The 15,021-nt window shown below is 72.9% G+C and carries 19 protein-coding genes; 5 read left to right on the top strand and 14 right to left on the bottom strand.

What is annotated here, in order from left to right:
- Positions 1–32 precede the first annotated feature (32 nt).
- On the top strand, positions 33–1,457 hold the full coding sequence (locus IH26_RS0137865; protein ID WP_051809243.1) for a GH1 family beta-glucosidase: 1,425 nt from the start codon (positions 33–35) through the stop codon (positions 1,455–1,457).
- A 4-nt stretch (positions 1,458–1,461) separates the two neighbouring features.
- Entirely contained in the window at positions 1,462–2,472 is a 1,011-nt protein-coding gene (locus IH26_RS0137870; protein ID WP_030441101.1) for a LacI family DNA-binding transcriptional regulator, read from the top strand.
- Here IH26_RS0137870 and IH26_RS0137875 read toward each other — a convergent pair.
- From IH26_RS0137875 to IH26_RS0137920, 10 genes are all read right to left on the bottom strand, one after another.
- Positions 2,437–3,234: an EI24 domain-containing protein gene (locus tag IH26_RS0137875; protein WP_030441102.1), complete on the bottom strand. Its 798-nt coding sequence runs from the start codon at positions 3,232–3,234 to the stop codon at positions 2,437–2,439. The genes IH26_RS0137870 and IH26_RS0137875 overlap by 36 nt on opposite strands.
- 23 nt (positions 3,235–3,257) lie before the next feature.
- On the bottom strand, positions 3,258–3,662 hold the full coding sequence (locus IH26_RS0137880; protein WP_030441103.1) for a hypothetical protein: 405 nt from the start codon (positions 3,660–3,662) through the stop codon (positions 3,258–3,260).
- A gap of 80 nt (positions 3,663–3,742) precedes the next feature.
- Positions 3,743–4,627, bottom strand: coding sequence for an alpha/beta fold hydrolase (locus IH26_RS0137885; protein ID WP_030441104.1), 885 nt, complete (start codon positions 4,625–4,627; stop codon positions 3,743–3,745).
- A complete protein-coding gene (locus tag IH26_RS0137890; protein ID WP_030441105.1) occupies positions 4,624–4,938 on the bottom strand; it encodes a DUF2516 family protein in 315 nt (104 codons plus the stop codon). The genes IH26_RS0137885 and IH26_RS0137890 overlap by 4 nt, the downstream gene beginning before the upstream one ends.
- A gap of 74 nt (positions 4,939–5,012) precedes the next feature.
- Positions 5,013–5,468 (bottom strand): hypothetical protein, encoded by a 456-nt coding sequence (locus IH26_RS0137895; protein WP_030441106.1) that lies wholly within the window; start codon positions 5,466–5,468, stop codon positions 5,013–5,015.
- On the bottom strand, positions 5,465–5,851 hold the full coding sequence (locus IH26_RS0137900) for a helix-turn-helix domain-containing protein (protein ID WP_030441107.1): 387 nt from the start codon (positions 5,849–5,851) through the stop codon (positions 5,465–5,467). Before IH26_RS0137900 ends, IH26_RS0137895 begins: the two co-directional genes overlap by 4 nt.
- Before the next feature lie 63 nt (positions 5,852–5,914).
- Complete coding sequence (locus IH26_RS0137905) at positions 5,915–6,829, bottom strand: asparaginase (protein ID WP_030441108.1); 915 nt, start codon at positions 6,827–6,829, stop codon at positions 5,915–5,917.
- Entirely contained in the window at positions 6,826–7,659 is an 834-nt protein-coding gene (locus tag IH26_RS0137910) for a beta-keto acid cleavage family enzyme (RefSeq protein WP_030441109.1), read from the bottom strand. The genes IH26_RS0137905 and IH26_RS0137910 overlap by 4 nt, the downstream gene beginning before the upstream one ends.
- 15 nt (positions 7,660–7,674) lie before the next feature.
- Positions 7,675–8,715, bottom strand: a complete 1,041-nt coding sequence (gene ygfZ, locus IH26_RS0137915) for a CAF17-like 4Fe-4S cluster assembly/insertion protein YgfZ (protein ID WP_030441110.1) — start codon at positions 8,713–8,715, stop codon at positions 7,675–7,677.
- Positions 8,716–8,719: 4 nt separating this feature from the next.
- Positions 8,720–9,112: a Fur family transcriptional regulator gene (locus IH26_RS0137920; RefSeq protein WP_030441111.1), complete on the bottom strand. Its 393-nt coding sequence runs from the start codon at positions 9,110–9,112 to the stop codon at positions 8,720–8,722.
- Positions 9,113–9,170: 58 nt separating this feature from the next.
- Between IH26_RS0137920 and IH26_RS0137925 the strand changes: the two genes are divergently transcribed.
- Positions 9,171–9,902: an aminotransferase class IV gene (locus IH26_RS0137925; RefSeq protein WP_030441112.1), complete on the top strand. Its 732-nt coding sequence runs from the start codon at positions 9,171–9,173 to the stop codon at positions 9,900–9,902.
- A 213-nt stretch (positions 9,903–10,115) separates the two neighbouring features.
- Here IH26_RS0137925 and IH26_RS0137930 read toward each other — a convergent pair whose 3' ends face one another.
- Positions 10,116–10,718, bottom strand: a complete 603-nt coding sequence (locus IH26_RS0137930) for a heme-binding beta-barrel domain-containing protein (protein WP_030441113.1) — start codon at positions 10,716–10,718, stop codon at positions 10,116–10,118.
- Positions 10,715–10,819, bottom strand: coding sequence for a small membrane protein MtfM (gene mtfM / locus IH26_RS64085; RefSeq protein ID WP_020513070.1), 105 nt, complete (start codon positions 10,817–10,819; stop codon positions 10,715–10,717). The genes IH26_RS0137930 and mtfM overlap by 4 nt, the downstream gene beginning before the upstream one ends.
- A 14-nt stretch (positions 10,820–10,833) precedes the next feature.
- On the opposite strand from mtfM, the gene IH26_RS0137940 reads away from it, so the two are divergent.
- The gene (locus IH26_RS0137940) at positions 10,834–11,208 is read left to right on the top strand and encodes a DsrE family protein (RefSeq protein ID WP_084599427.1); all 375 of its coding nucleotides are present in this window, start codon (positions 10,834–10,836) and stop codon (positions 11,206–11,208) included.
- Between the two features lie 51 nt (positions 11,209–11,259).
- Here the strand turns inward: IH26_RS0137940 and IH26_RS0137945 are convergent, their stop codons facing one another.
- Entirely contained in the window at positions 11,260–12,099 is an 840-nt protein-coding gene (locus IH26_RS0137945; protein ID WP_245665863.1) for a hypothetical protein, read from the bottom strand.
- Positions 12,100–12,201: 102 nt separating this feature from the next.
- Here IH26_RS0137945 and IH26_RS0137950 point away from each other — a divergent pair, with 102 nt between their 5' ends.
- Positions 12,202–12,597: a helix-turn-helix domain-containing protein gene (locus IH26_RS0137950; protein ID WP_063763794.1), complete on the top strand. Its 396-nt coding sequence runs from the start codon at positions 12,202–12,204 to the stop codon at positions 12,595–12,597.
- A 348-nt stretch (positions 12,598–12,945) separates the two neighbouring features.
- Here IH26_RS0137950 and IH26_RS0137955 read toward each other — a convergent pair whose 3' ends face one another.
- Positions 12,946–15,006, bottom strand: a complete 2,061-nt coding sequence (locus IH26_RS0137955; protein WP_030441117.1) for an ATP-dependent DNA helicase — start codon at positions 15,004–15,006, stop codon at positions 12,946–12,948.
- Positions 15,007–15,021: the final 15 nt, after the last annotated feature.

Here is a 15,021-nt window from a genome sequence, read left to right on the forward strand (position 1 = left end):
CCCTCGGGAGCACACCAGGAAGTGGGAACCGCATGACGGCAACCTTCACGTCCACGTCGGTCCGGCCGGCCCTCGCCGGGATCACCTTTCCCGACGGCTTCGTCTGGGGCGCGGCCACCGCGTCGTACCAGATCGAGGGCGCGGTGCGGGAGGACGGTCGAGGCCCGTCCATCTGGGACACCTTCAGCCGTACGCCGGGGCGGGTCCACGCCGGGCACACCGGCGACGTGGCCTGCGATCACTACCACCGCTACGTCGAGGACGTGGCGCTGATGGCCGATCTGGGCCTGGCGTCCTACCGGTTCTCGATCGCCTGGCCGCGGATCCAGCCGGACGGCACCGGCCCGGTGAACATCAAGGGCCTGGACTTCTACGACCGGCTGACCGACGAACTCCTCGGCAAGGGCATCGACCCGGTGGCCACGCTCTACCACTGGGACCTGCCGCAGACGCTGGAGGACCTGGGCGGCTGGGCCAACCGGCTGACCGCGGAGGCCTTCGCCGAGTACGCCCAGATCATGTACGCCAGGCTCGGCGACCGGGTCGGCACCTGGACGACGCTGAACGAGCCGTGGTGCTCGGCCTACCTCGGCTACGCCAGCGGCCGGCACGCGCCCGGCCGCCGGGAGCCGGCCGCCGCCTTCGCCGCCGTGCACCACCTGCTGCTCGGCCACGGCCTCGCGGCCCGGGCGCTGCGCTCGGCGGGCGCCCGCTCGCTCAGCATCACGCTGAACCCGTCGGTCGTCTTCCCGGTCGACCCGGAGAACGCCGCCGACCGCGAGGCCGTCCGGATCATCGACGGGCTGTCCAACCGGATGTTCCTCGACCCGCTGCTCAAGGGGCATTACCCGGCGGACATGCTGGCGCACATGGCCCGGTTCACCGATCTGTCCTACCTCCAGGACGGCGACCTCGCCACGATCAAGGCCCCGATCGACGTGCTCGGGATCAACTTCTACCAGCCGTCGTACGTGTCGGCCCGGCCCGGCACCCCCGCCGCGCCCGACCAGCCGGGCAGCGAGGGCATCGCCTTCCGCGACCCCGACGGCCCGGTCACCGACATGAACTGGCTGATCGAGCCGTCCGGCCTGACCCGGCTGCTCAAGCGGATCCACGACGACTACGACGGCATCCCCATGCTGATCACCGAGAACGGCGCGGCGTACCCGGAGGGGCCGGCCGCGGACGGCGGCATCCACGACACCCGTCGCATCGAGTACCTCGACGGCCATCTCCGGGCCTGCCATGATGCCTTGGCGGCCGGCGTCGATCTGCGCGGATACTTCGTCTGGTCGCTGATGGACAACTTCGAGTGGGCCGAGGGGTACGCGAAGCGCTTCGGGATCGTGCACGTCGACTACACGACGCAGCAGCGCGTCCTCAAGGACAGCGCGAAGTGGTACCGGGAGGTGATCCGGCGCAACGGCATCGCCGACCCGGGAGAGAGCGAGGGGTGACCTGGTGGTGACGCGGGAGCGGCCGACCCTGGAAGCAGTGGCGCGGCGCGCCGGCGTCTCGAGGGCGACCGTCTCCCGCGTCGTCAACGGCTCGACGTCGGTGGCCGCCTCGATCCGCGAGGCGGTCAACCGGGCGGTCGAGGAGCTCGGGTACGTGCCCAACCAGGCCGCCCGCAGCCTGGTCACCCAGCGCACCGAGTCGATCGCGCTGATCCTGCCGGAGACGGCCAACCGGGTCTTCTCCGACGACCTGTTCTTCCCGGCGATCATCCGCGGCGTGGGCGGCGAGCTGGAGGCCGCCGACAAGCAGCTGGTGCTGATGATGGCCGGCTCCGCGAAGAGCCACGACCGGGTCGAGCGGTACGCCGTCGCCGGCCACGTGGACGGGGTCATGTTCGCCTCGATGCACGGCGCCGACCCGCTGCCCGGCACCCTGGTCCGCCTCGGCATCCCGGTGATCTGCAGTGGCCGCCCGATCGGCGACTCCTCGGTCCCGTACGTGGATGTCGACCACTTCGGCGGCGTCTGCTCGGCGGTGCGGCACCTGGTCGCCGCCGGCCGCCGCCGGATCGCCACCATTGCCGGCCCGCAGGACATGGTGGCCGGCATCGACCGGCTCGCCGGCTACCGTGCCACACTCGAGGATTCCGGCCTGGCCCCGCACGTCGTGATCGGCGACTTCACCCGCGAGTCGGGGATAGCGGCGATGCGCGCCCTGCTCGCCGACGACCCGGCCCTGGACGCGGTCTTCGTCGCCTCGGACATGATGGCGCACGGCGCGCTGCTCGCCCTGAAGGACGCCGGCCGCCGGGTGCCGTCGGACGTGGCAGTGGTCGGCTTCGACGACTTCGACATCAGCCGCTACAGCGAGCCCCCGTTGACCACGGTCCGCCAGCCGATCGTGGAGATGGGCCGCACGATGGCCCGCCAGCTGCTGGGTCTCATCAACGGCGAGCCCCACCAGGCCGACGCCGTCGTTCTACCGACCGAGCTGGTGATCCGCGAGTCGGCTTGAGGGCAGCTCCGCGATCGGCTGACCCAACACCGTACGGGAAAGCAAGGTTGCGCCGGCGACGGCGGCCGGCATCAGCAGGATGGCGCCAAGCGGGATCAGGAAGCAGCAGAAGACCGCGACGCCGAAGCCCAGCGCGAGCGGCCGGTTGGTGCGCAGGCGGGCGCGGCGGTCGGCCAGGCGCATGCCGCGGCGCTGGAACGGCACCCCGGTCAGTTCGACCGCGAGCAGCCAGCCGCCGACCGCGCCGCCGAGCACCGGGATCACTGTCTGCCCGACGACCGGCAGGAAGCCGAGCAGGAACAGCGGGATGCCGACCAGCACGGAGAGCACGATCAGCCGCAGCGAGTCGGCCAGGCCGCGGGCCAGCGACCGCCAGAAGCCGACCTCGACCTCGCCCGGCACCCCGCCGAACCGGTCCTCGACCAGCTCGGAGATGCGCTCGTAGAACGGGTCCCCGACGAGCAGCGTCACTGCGGTGAAGGTGAGGACGCCGAGCAGGACGGCCACGCCGAGCAGGCCCGCCCCGGCGAGCGCCCGGGTCAGCTCCCGCCAGCCCTCGGCCCAGCCGTCGGCGAACCAGGTGACGTCCCGGGACAGCCGGGGCAGGAAGTCGATCAGCACGCCGAGCGCGGCAGCGTAGAGCAGGCCCGCGATCACGGCCGGCAGCAGGCCGAGGAACAGCAGCTTGGGGCTGCGCAGGACGAGGACCAGGCCCCGGCCGAGCAGGGAAGCGCCGAGGAAGAACTGCTTCACGATCGGCAGCCTATTGCCTGGGCGCCAATTTCCTACGGATTGGTGGAGGGCGATGCGCTGGGCGGGGCGCTGGGGGTCGCCGACGGGCTCGGCATTTCGGTGATCTCGGTGGGCGTCGGGACGGGTGGCTCGTTGAGCACCGGGGGCAGCGAGACCGTGGAGGCCTCGACGGCCGTCGGCGCGGCCGAGGTGGGCATCGGCGCCCCGGACGGGGCGGTGACCGGCGGGAGGGTCGCGGTCGCCGTCGGGCGGGGCGTGAGCTGCACGGCGGTCAGCGGCTGGGGGATCCCGGGCCGGTGGGGCGCCCGGCCGATCCCGTCGCTGCCGCCGGCGCCGATGCCACCGGTGCCGGCCGGCGCGCTGACCTCGGTGGGCTTGCGGGCCGGGGTGGCGAGGGTCCAGCCGGCGGCCACCGCGATCGGCAGCCCAAGCGCCACGAGTCCGAAAAAGATGGATTTAGGGGATAAGCGCACGCCGAGAACACCGCTCGAACGCCACAAAAGTTACGGGCGCGCGGTCAGGAATTGAGGAAGGTCGAGATCCGCTCGCGTAGTTCGGCGCGACTTGTCCAGAGCACCGCCGGCCGGTCGTACACCTGCAACTCGGCCCCGGGCAGCAGGCCGGCCAGCCGTTCCGCCCAGGCCGCCGGGTGTACCTCGTCGCCCAGGCAGCCCAGCACGAGCGCCCGGCCCCGGAAGGCGCGCAGCGCCGACTCGTCCGGCACCGCCGGCTGGTGCCACAGCGTGGTCAGCTCGGCCGCCAGCCCGTCCCGCTGCAGCTGCTCGACCCGCTGGCGCAGATAGCTCCAGCCGGTCGGGGTGTTGCGCAGCGAGGGCGGGAGCTCGAGCTCGACGGCGGCCGCGATCGACGCCGCCTCACCCGACTCCACCGCGGCGATCAATCGCTCGACCCGCGCCTCGGCGGCGCCCGGGCGGGTGCCGTCCAGCGGGGCCGGCAGATAGCAGACCACTCGCTCGAAGCGCTCGGGTGTCTCGCTGAGCAGCCGGCACAGCGCCCCCGAGCCCATGCTCACGCCGAGCGCCCGGGTGGCGCCGGCCAGGTCGGCCACGGCGCGCATGTCGTCGGCCAGGTCGCCGAAGGTCCACGGGCCGACCGGCGCGTCCGAGCGGCCGTGCCCGCGGAAGTGGAAGAAGACCCGGCGGCCGGTGACCGCGCTCGCCAGGGGACGGGTGCCGGCGATGTCGCCGCCCAGGCCGTGCCCGAAGACGGTGACCGGCTCGCCGACGCCGGCGATCAGCTGCTCCAGCCGTACGCCGGACGGGGTGGAGATCAGCTCGGTGGACGGGCCCGGCAGGGTCGGCCGCCCGGACCGGGGGCCGCTCGGATCGAGGCGGTGCAGGCGCGGCCCGCCGTCGGGTGGAGGCGGACCGAACCGTCTCACCAGAAGCCTTTGCCGTCCGACAGGTCTTTCAGCCCGGGACGGACGTCGAGCAGGTAGATCAGCGCGGCGGCGATGCCGACCAGGCTGAAGATGCCGATCGCTCCGCTCACCAGCAGGGTCAGCACGATGCAGACCGCCAGGATCGCCGCCCAGGCGCCTTTCGGCAGGGTGCCGATGGCCTGGAATCCGTCGCCCCGCTGGGTCAGGCAGTGGATCAGCGCGACCGCCTGTATCACCAACGAGAAGATCAGCAGAAGGATCACGATGTACCGCTGCACATCGAGGTAGAAGATCGGCGCGGAATAGGCCATGACGGGAAGTCTATGCCGCGGGCCCCGGCATCTGCCGGGGCCCGCTGATCACGATTGCTGACCGTGCGGTCCGATTACTTCTCGGCCGGCTTGGTGGCGCGCTTGCGCGGCTTCGGGGCCTCGACGGCCTTCGGCGCCTCGGTGGCCTCGATGTCCGCGTTCACCACGTCGGCGGTGGTCACGATGCCGGTGCCGACCACCTTCTCGCCGTGGGCGACCAGCGCGGTGTACGCCGCGACGGTGCGCTCCTGGGCCAGCTGGGCGAGCGAGGTCGCCACGCTGGCGGCGTTGCCCCGGAGGGCGTCGAAGTCGGTGGCCTGAGCCTTCTCGCGCAGCTGGGTGGCCTTGGCGCCCAGCTCGGTCGCCTTGGCGCCGGCCTGCTCGTTGTAGGTACGCAGGGACGCGGCGGCCTTCTCGCTCAGCTCGGTGAGCACGGCCGGCAGCTTGCGCAGCTGCTGGTAGGCCAGGTCACCGGCGCCGGCGGCGGCGTACAGCGGGGTGGGAAGCTTGGTCTTGGTCTGGTCGGTCATTTTGTCTCCTCGGCGGTGTCAGGCGTCTCGGGCGTGTGCCGGGCGTTCTCGTTGCGGAACGTCTCGTAGATCTGCGACAGCGACTGTTTCTGGGCGATCGTGAGGTCGGGATCGACCGCGATCGCGGCCAGCACCCCCTGCTGACCCTCGCCGTCCAGCAGACCGGCACGCAGGTACATCGCGGGCGTGGAGACCCGCAGCGCGCTGGCGATCTGCTGCAACACCTCGGCACTCGGCTTGCGCAGGCCACGCTCGATCTGGCTGAGATACGGATTGCTCACGCCCGCCTTGTCGGCGAGCTGACGCAGCGAGATCTTGGCGTTCTCCCGCAGGTCACGGATGAAGCTTCCGATGTCCTGCGGCAGATCCTTCGGCGTGGCCATACCTCGAAGCTAGCTCGGAGTGCTAGCTATTGCAAGCGGAATGCTAACTCCAGCAAGCGTGAATCAGCTCACCCGCACCGCGCGCACCTCGCCGACCGGCTCGCCGCCACCCAGGATCAATTCCTCGATCACGGGTACGTCGATCCCGAGTCGGCGCAGCTCATCGAGCAGGACCGGGGTCCGGGCCCGCTGGCCGCCGTCCTCGATCTTGATGGCGACCGCGCCCACGCCCGGCATGGCCGCCGCCACCACGCCCTCGGCCCCGCCCTTGACGAGCAGGCCGGGCACGGCGGCCATCAGCACCGTGTCGTCGGCGCCGGTGCCGGCCACCAGTTCGGGATGGGCACGCATCTCGTCGGCGACCCGACGCTCCTCCGTACCCGGGGCGGCATCGACCAAACGAAGAAACGCCCGCGCCAGCCCGGTCAGCGAATAGGCGTGCACCGGCGCCCCGCAGCCGTCCACGCCGACCGCGGCGATCGGCTCGCCGGCCAGGTCGGCGATGGCCTCGGTGATCGCCACCTGCACCGGGTGGGCCGGGTCCAGGTAGGTCTCCCAGGGCCAGCCGTTGGCGACGCAGGTGGCGAGCATCCCGGCGTGCTTACCCGAGCAGTTCATCAGGATCGGCTCGGGGCCGCCCTGCCGCCGTAGCCAGTCGTCGCGCGCCGCGGCGGAGAGCGGGTACGCGGCCGGGCAGCGCAGCGCGGCCGGCTCCAGGCCGGCGGCCTCGAGGATGTCGCGGACCCGGCGGACGTGCGGCGGCTCACCGTAGTGGCTGCCGCCGATCAGGGCCAGGTCGGACCGGTCGCGCGGGACCAGGCCGGCCCGCACCAGCCCGACCGCCTGCAACGGCTTGCTGGACGAGCGCGGAAAAATCGGCGTGGTCACGTCGCCACGACTCGTGCCGCCGAGCACCGCGACCGAGCCGTGGTGGACGCTCTCCACGAAGCCCGAGCGCACCACCTCCGCTACGATCACCGGGCCGGTACGCCGAGCAACTCACGGGCCGCCGCGGTGGTCAGCGGCGGCCGCTGGGCGAGCTGCGCGAACCCGGCGGCACGGGCCACCAGCTGCATGTTCGAGTCGACCGGCTGGCCCTTGGTGTACGTGATGGTGTCCTCCATCCCGACCCGCAGGTGCCCGCCCGCCGACAGCGACGCCAGCATGACCGGAATCGAGCTCCGGCCGATGCCGGTGGCCGAGAAGGTGGTGCCCGCGGGCAGATCGCGGATGGCCTGCTCGCACGCGACCAGCGCACCGGCCGTCCCCGGCATCCCGCCGGGCACGCCCATCACCAGGTCGACGTGCACGTGGCCGCCGGCCGGCAGGCCGTACTTGCCGAGCAGCCGCTGCAGCGTGGTCAGCTGGCCCAGGTCGAAGATCTCGTACTCCGGCACGATGCCCCGCTCCTGCATGCGGCCGTGCAGGTCGACGATGAACTCCCAGCGGTTCAGGAACACGCCGTCGCCGAAGTTGACCGTGCCCATCGTGCAGGAGGCCATCTCCGGCCCCGCGTCGAGCACGGCCAGCCGGTCGGACTCCGGGTCGGTCACCGCCCCGCCCGAGGAGAGCTGCACGATCAGGTCGGTGGCCTCGCGCAGCGCCGCCACGGTGGCGCGCAGGCGGCCCTGGTCGAGGGTGGGCTCGGCGGCGTCGTCGCGGATGTGCACGTGGATGATCGAGGCACCCAGCGCCTCGCACTCCTTGGCGGTGCGCACCAGCTCGTCGATGGTGACGGGTAGGGCGGGCACGTCCGCCTTGCTGACTTCCGCGCCGGTCGGAGCGACAGTGATCACGGTCCCGGTCATACGGTGAACGTTAGTTCAGCTCACGTCGATCGCGGCGACCGACTCTCCCACTCGCAGCTCGGCGTCGTCGGGCACGTTCCGCTTGAGTACGGCCAGGGCGACCAGCCCGAGCTCGTGGTGCCGGACGGCGGTGCCGACGAAGCCGACCTCGCGCTCGCCGAGGGTCACCGGGGTGCCCTGGGCCGGGGGCTGGTCGGTGGCGATGCCGTCGAGGTGCAGAAGGACCAGGCGGCGGGGCGGCCGGCCGAGGTGGTGCACCCGGGCCACCGTTTCCTGCCCGCGGTAGCAGCCCTTGTCGAGGTGTACGGATTTTTCGGTTAAATCAACCTCGGCCGGGATCGTCCGGTGGTCGGTCTCCCAACCTAGGCGAGGGATGCGCTGCTCGACGCGGATCGCCTCGTAAGCCCACAAGCCGGCCAGCGGCACACCGAGTTTCTCGATGACCGCCGTGCGTGTTTCCCGTGGAACCAGAAGATCAACCCCGAGCGGAACGCGCCGAGCCAGGCCACCTTCCCATTCCCGTACGGCATAGATGCTGGTCGCCCGCGGCGGCACGGAGCCGGCGGCGAACTTCGGACCTGGCACGGCCGCCACCACCGGGGCGGCAAGCTCCGGAAAGAGATCGGCCGCACCGGGGCCGACCAGCGACAACACCGCCAGCTCGGCGGAGGCGTCGCGCGGCTCGACCTTGGTGAAGAAGCGCATCATCTCGAGGTACTTGAGCAGGCCGGCGCCCGCCCCCGGCTCGGTGTCGAGCCAGGCGGTCGCGCCGTCCTCGGTGACGTAGGCGTGCTGCTCGACATGCCCGTGCGGGGACAGCACCAGCAGCTCCGAGCCGGACATCGCCGACAAGTCCGACAGGTGCTGGGTAGTCAGAGTATGCAGCCAGGACGCGCGCTCCTCGCCGGGCACCGCGATCACGTCGCGGTTCGAGCGGTCGACCAGGCCCACCGCGGCGGCCAGGGTGCGCTGCTCCCGCATCGGGTCGCCGTAGTGCGCCGCCACCCCCGCGTCGGCGGACGAGGGATCGAGGTCCTCGACCATCACCACGGTCATCTCGCTACTCCTTGCACTCCTCGCAGACGCCGAAGAGCGAGACGTGGCCGACATCGACCCGGAAGCCCCGCTCCGCGAGCAGCCGGTCGGTCACCGGCAGCATCACCGTCGGGTCTACCTCAGAAATCGAGCCGCAGCCACGGCAGACCAGGTGAACGTGCTGATCCTCACCCGCGGCGTGATAGGTCGGCGAACCGTGCGACAGGTGCGTGTGGTTGACCAGACCGAGCTCCTCGAGCAGCTCGAGCGTGCGGTAGACGGTGGTGATGTTGACGCCGGCGACGCGCTCCCGCACCGCCGTGTGCACCTGCTCGGGCGTGGCGTGACCGAGCTCGTGCACCGCCTCCAGGATCAGCTGGCGCTGCGGCGTGAGGCGCAGCCCGCGCTCCCGGAGCATCTCGGCTAGCGAAGTGGCGGACACCTGACAAGCATAGGCCGACGGGTAGTCTCCGCCCGTGCCCGACGAAGCCCCGATCTCCCCCGGCGAGCTGTTCGGCGACGGTGTTTTCGAGACGATCCACCTGCGGCCGTCCGGCCCGTGGTTGCTCGACGAGCATCTCGCCCGCCTGGCCCGCTCGGCGGCGCTCCTGGAGCTCGAGATCCCGCCGCTCGCGGGGCGGCTCGCCGGTCTGGTTTCCGACGGTCCGGAGAGCGCCCTGCGGGTCATCTGCACCCGGCAGTCACAGCACGTCACGATCTCGCCGATTCCCGCCGGCACGCTGCGTGAGCGGCTCTCCGGCATCCGGGTGGTGAGCGCGGGCGTCGGCAGCCCGCCGCCGTGGTCCCTCGCCAAGGCCAAGACCCTGTCGTACGCGGAGAACTTCGCCGCCCGCCGCTGGGCCCGCGAGCGCGGCGCCGACGACGCGCTCTGGCTCTCCCCCGACGGGCACGCCCTGGAGGGCCCGACCGCGTCCCTGGTCTGGCTGGCCGGAAACGAGCTGTGCACCGTCCCGCCGGACGAGGCGCCGATCCTCGCCGGCACGACCACCGCCCGCTTGCTGGAGCTGGCGCCGTCGGTCGGCCTGAGCCCGGCCTACCGCATGATCACCATCGAGCAGCTGCGCGGGGCGGACGCGATCTGGCTGGCCTCGGCCCTGCGCGGGCTCGCCTTCGTCAAGGCGCTGGACGGCGCCCCGCGGCGCCCCTCCCGCTGGACGCCGATCCTGCTCGACCTGCTGGGCTATTAACCGCCGACGCCTCGGCCTGCTCGGCCGTCTGCCGCCGACGCCTCGGCCTGCTCGGCCGTCTGCCGCCGACGCCTCGGCCTGCTCGGCCGTCAGCCGCCGACGCCTCGGCCTGCTCGGCCGTCAGCCGCCGACGCCTCGGCCTGCTCGGCCATCAGCCGCCGACGCCTCGGCCTGCTCGGCCATCAGCCGCCGACGCCTCGGCCTGCTCGGCCATCAGCCGCCGATGCGGAGCAGCCGGGCCGACATGTGTGGCCGCAGCCCGCTGTCGTCGACCGCCACCTCGTGCGCGTAGAGCAGCGCGCCCTCCACGATGCCGAAGAGCCGCTGCGCGCCGGTGACATGCAAACCCGTTGGGGTGTACGCCGTGGCATCCGCCGCCATCTCGAGCCGGGTCGTGCCGATGGTCTTGCCGAGATACAGCTCGGCCGTCCCCTCCGGCGTCACCACCACGGCCTCCATCTCCTCGCCGGGCCGCCCGTCGACCAGCACCGGCCGCCAGAAGCCCGACTCGATCAGCCACTCCCCGGCCGGCTTCGACTCGTCGTCGAGCAGCCACGAGGTCGACTCGAAGCGCAGGAACGGCCGCCCGTCGTGGCTGATCCGGATCTGCTGCGCGAAGTTGTAGTCGTCGTCGGCCGGGAAGCCACCCTGCCCCCGCCCGCGCCACAGGCCCACGAACGGCAGCAGCCCGAGCAGCGCCGGGTGCAGGTCGGGGCCCTTGCGCAGGTCGTGAGTGTCCTCATACGGCGACTCGGCGACCGGCGGCGCGTTCAGCCAGGGCGGTGGGCCCAACGGGTTCTCCGACTCGCCGCTCACCAACGCCCCCTCGAAATCCGAATCGCCAGATAGCCGAACCCGCCCGCCAGTGCGCCCAACCCGGCGACCAGCAGGCTCACGAACCCGATCTCCGTAACCATGACCGGCCCATCCTATGCTGACCCCCATGGCTCGCTTGCTCGTCGTCAAGGCAACCGCCGGCGCGGATGCTCCCGAGCGCTGCTCGCAGGCGTTCACCGTGGCCTCGACCGCCGCCGCGTCCGGGGTGAAGGTGTCCTTCTGGCTGACCGGCGAGTCGACCTGGTTCGCCCTGCCCGGCCGGGCCGCCGAGTTCCAGCTGCCGCACGCCGCGCCCCTGCCCGACCTGCTCGACCTGCTGCTGGCCAGCGGCCAGGTGACCGCCTGCACGCAGTGCGCCGCCCGCCGCGCGATCACCCCCGACGACGTGCTGCCCGGCATCCGCATCGCCGGCGCCGCGGTCTTCGTCGAGGAGGTCACCACCGACGGCGCCCAGGCCCTGGTCTACTGACTCCGTTGCTCGCTGACCGGCTCTTGTTGGCTGACCAGCCCTCTTTGCCGACTAGCAGGCGGTCCCGACGCTGACGCGGACCTGCTTGCCGTCCGGCACGACCACCACCGAAACCCCATTTTTCCGGTACGCCCACGCGGCGTCGTCCGACCGCACGACGGCCGCCCCCGCACTGACCGCGCGCATCCGGCTCGCCAGATCGGCCGGCGGCGCCACCGCCACGGCGTAACTCGCCGCCACCCCGCCATCCGGGCAGGCCACGGCCCGCACCTGGGGCGGCGCGTCGGCGCCCCCCAGCGCGGCCAGCACGGCCCGCAATTCCGCCGGCGCCGCCGCGGCCGCCGGATCCCGCTTGTCGACCGCGCTCGCCGGCCCCGGCCGGCACCCGCTGGTCAGCCGTAGCGTGATCGCCTTGGCGGTGGCGTCCAGCGTGGTGTCGATCCCGATGAAGTTTCCGGCGTCGGCGTGCATCGTCAGCCTCGTCCCGCCCCGGCTCTCCGACACCTCGGCGTGGTATGCCTCCGGCAGCGCGCCGGCGATCGCGTCGAGCATCGCCCGGGCGTCCCCCTCGCGCACGTAGACGGTGAGGTCTCGAGCCGCGACATACCCGTGCCGCACCGGCGTGATCCGGCAGTCGCCGATCAGCTCCAACTGCCCGAGGTCGACCACCCGACCGGTGCCGTCGGCCGCCGCATACGCCGCCCCCGCGGCCCGCTGCAGCTCCGGCACGGCCTGCGCGATGTCCCGCTGCTCCGGCACCGTCGGCGGCGAGTGCCAGACCGACCAGGTCCCGAGCACCACGACGACCGCCATCCACCCGAACACCAGCCCGACCAGCCACCGCCGTCGCTTCCGGGCCGGCGGCGGAGCCCCGAGCTGCTGTCCCGTCACGGCAGCCATGGTGACACGCCGCGGCATCGTCGTCGTCGGCTCGGGGTACGGTGTCGCACGCCAACTAGTCGTTGGACTACTATCGATGCGGGAGGTACGCACATGAGTGGGTCGACGTACTGGGAGAACGTGAAGGCCGAAGCTCACGACCTCGATCCGGCGCGGGACGACCCCGGTCGCGTCGAACAACGCCGGCGGGTCAAGGAGCAGATGCTGGCCTCGGTGAACGGCGGCCGGCTCGCCGAGATCCGCAAGGACCGCGGGCTGACCCAGGCCACGATGGCCGCCGCCATCGGCCTGCCCCGTGGCCGGATCAGCCAGATCGAGCGCGGCGAGCCGGTCAGCCTGGACGCGCTGCGCACCTACGTGACCGGCCTGGGCGGCCGGCTCGAAGTAGTCGCGACCTTCGGCAGCCTGTGGCTGACGTGGTGCACGACGCCGGCGCCAGCTCCGGACGAGGCGCCCGGGTCAGCCGGCGGCGAAACACCAGACGACTGAGTCAGCGCGGCGCGGGGCAGCGCAGCGCGGCACGGGGCAGCGCGGCACGGGGCGGTGCGGGGCGGCGCAGCGCGGCACGGGGCAGCGCGGCACGGGGCGGTGCGGGGCAGCGCAGGCGCAGCGCGGCACGGCGCGGCACGGCGCGGGGCGGCGCGGCGCCGCACGGCGCGGCACGGCGCGGCACGGCGCGGCACGGCGCGGGGCGGCGCGGGGCGGCACGGCGCGGGGCCGGCGCGGCACGGCGCAGCGCGGCACGGCGCAGCGCGGCACGGCGCAGCGCGGCACGGCGCGGCGGGGGCAGCGCGGCGGGGGCAGCGCGGCACGGGGAAGCGCGGTCCGGCGCCGGGTTCAGCTCTTGGCGAGGCGTTGGAGGGCGCCGACCGCGACGTCGGGGCGGGTCGTGTACCAGAACGGTGGCAACGACTTCCGCAGGAAAGCGCCGTAGCCCCGGGCCGTCTCGAGCCGTGAATCCAGCACCGCGACGACACCCTTGTCGCCGGTCGAGCGGATCAGCCGGCCGACGCCCTGGGCCAGGCGGATCGCGGCGATCGGGACGCTGACCGAGGCGAAGCCCGAGCCGCCGGCCGCGTCGACGGCGGCGGAGCGGGCCGCGGCCAGCGGCTCGTCCGGGCGGGGGAACGGCAGGCGGTCGATGACGACCAGCTGGCAGGCGTCGCCGGGGATGTCGACGCCCTGCCACAGGGACATCACGCCGAAGAGGCAGCTCGGCTTGTCCTCCCGGAACTTGCGGACCAGCAGCGGCAGCGCCTCCTCCCCCTGCAGCAGGATCGGCAGGTCCGTGCGGGCGCGCAGCAGCTCGGCAGCCTGGGTCGCGGCCCGGCGGGACGAGAACAGGCCCAGGGTGCGGCCGCCCAGCGCGGTGACCAGCTTGAGCAGCTCCTCGCCGGCCGGGTCGGGCAGACCGGAGGCCATCGGGCGGGGCAGGTGCGCCGCCACGTACAGAATCCCCTGCTTGGGATAGTCGAAGGGCGAGCCGACATCCAGCGAGGTCCAGCCGTCACCGGAGGCCGGCGGGGCGTCGGGGGTGAGCGCGCCGGGGGCCGCCGACTCGGCGACCGCGCCGCGGGCGGACGGGACCGTGGGGGCGGCCACCGGCAGGCCGAGCGAGCGGGCCACCGTGTCGAAGCGGCCGCCCAGGGTCAGCGTGGCCGAGGTGGCGACCACCGTACGGTCCGCATACAGGCCCTGGGAAAGGGTGCCGGCCACCGAGAGGGGGGCGACGACCAGGGCGCGCCGGCCGGTGCCCATATCCGACTTCTCCACCCAGGCGACGTCGAAGTCGGATTCCTCCAGGAGCCGCTGGGCGGTCTCGAAGAGGTCGTCGAGGGCGGCCTTGGCCTGCTGTTTGCGTACGGGATCGGGATCGTCGCTCTTGATCTCGCCGATCCCGCTAAGCGCGGCCCGCGCGGCGGACTCCAGCAGGGTGACCGCCTGATGCAGCGGGGGCGGCAGCCCCTCGGTGAGCCGACCGGCCGGGATGTCGGCCAGGCCCACGGTGAGCGCGTCGGCCGCCTCGGCCAGCGACTCGGCCGCGGCCTGCGGGATGAGCTTGCCGGCGCGGCGGGCCGACCGCTCGATCGCGTCGGGGGTCAGCTCGGCCTGCGCCGCCGAGGAGACCCGGTCGGCCAGCTCGTGCGCCTCGTCGATGATCAGCAGCTTGTGCGGCGGAACGATGTGCCGGTCGGCGAGCATGTCGACGGCGAGCAGGCTGTGGTTGGTGACCACCACGTCGGCCTCGCGTGCCCGGGCGCGGCTGGCCTCGGCGAAACACTCCGCGCCATACGGGCATTTCGCGGCGCCCACGCAGTCTCGGGCCGGCATCGACACCTGCCGCCAGGCCGTGTCGTCCACCCCCGGGTCGAGCTCGTCGCGGTCGCCGGTCGCGGTCTTTTCCGACCAGGCGTGCAGCCGCTGGATCTGCTTGCCGAGCTTGCCCGCCTCGCCCAGCCACTGGGTGGTCTTGGGCGGCGCGTCGTCGAAGAGGGTGTCGGTGACCGGCCCTTCCTCGTCGGCATGCTCCATCTTGGCCAGGCACAGGTAATGGTGCCGGCCCTTGAGCACGGCGAACGTGGGCCGGCGGCCGAGGACCGGCTCGACCGCGTCGGCGAGGCGGGGCAGATCGTGCTCGACGAGCTGATTTTGCAGGGCCAGGGTGGCAGTGGAGACCACCACCGGGCCGTCGACGAGCAGGGCGGGCGTCAGATACGCCAGCGACTTGCCGGTGCCCGTGCCGGCCTGGACGAGCAGGTGCTCCCGGTCGCGCACGGCCTTGTCGATCGCGCTCGCCATCGCCTGCTGACCGGGGCGGGCGGCGCCGCCGGGGACCGCACCGACGGCGGCGGCGAGGAGTTGGTCGGCGGTCGCCTTTTTCCGGGTAGCTGCGGGCACGGTGAGACGGTACCC

Origin of the sequence: Actinoplanes subtropicus (assembly GCF_000721705.1) — a bacterium.
Classification (GTDB): Bacteria; Actinomycetota; Actinomycetes; order Mycobacteriales; family Micromonosporaceae; genus Actinoplanes; species Actinoplanes subtropicus.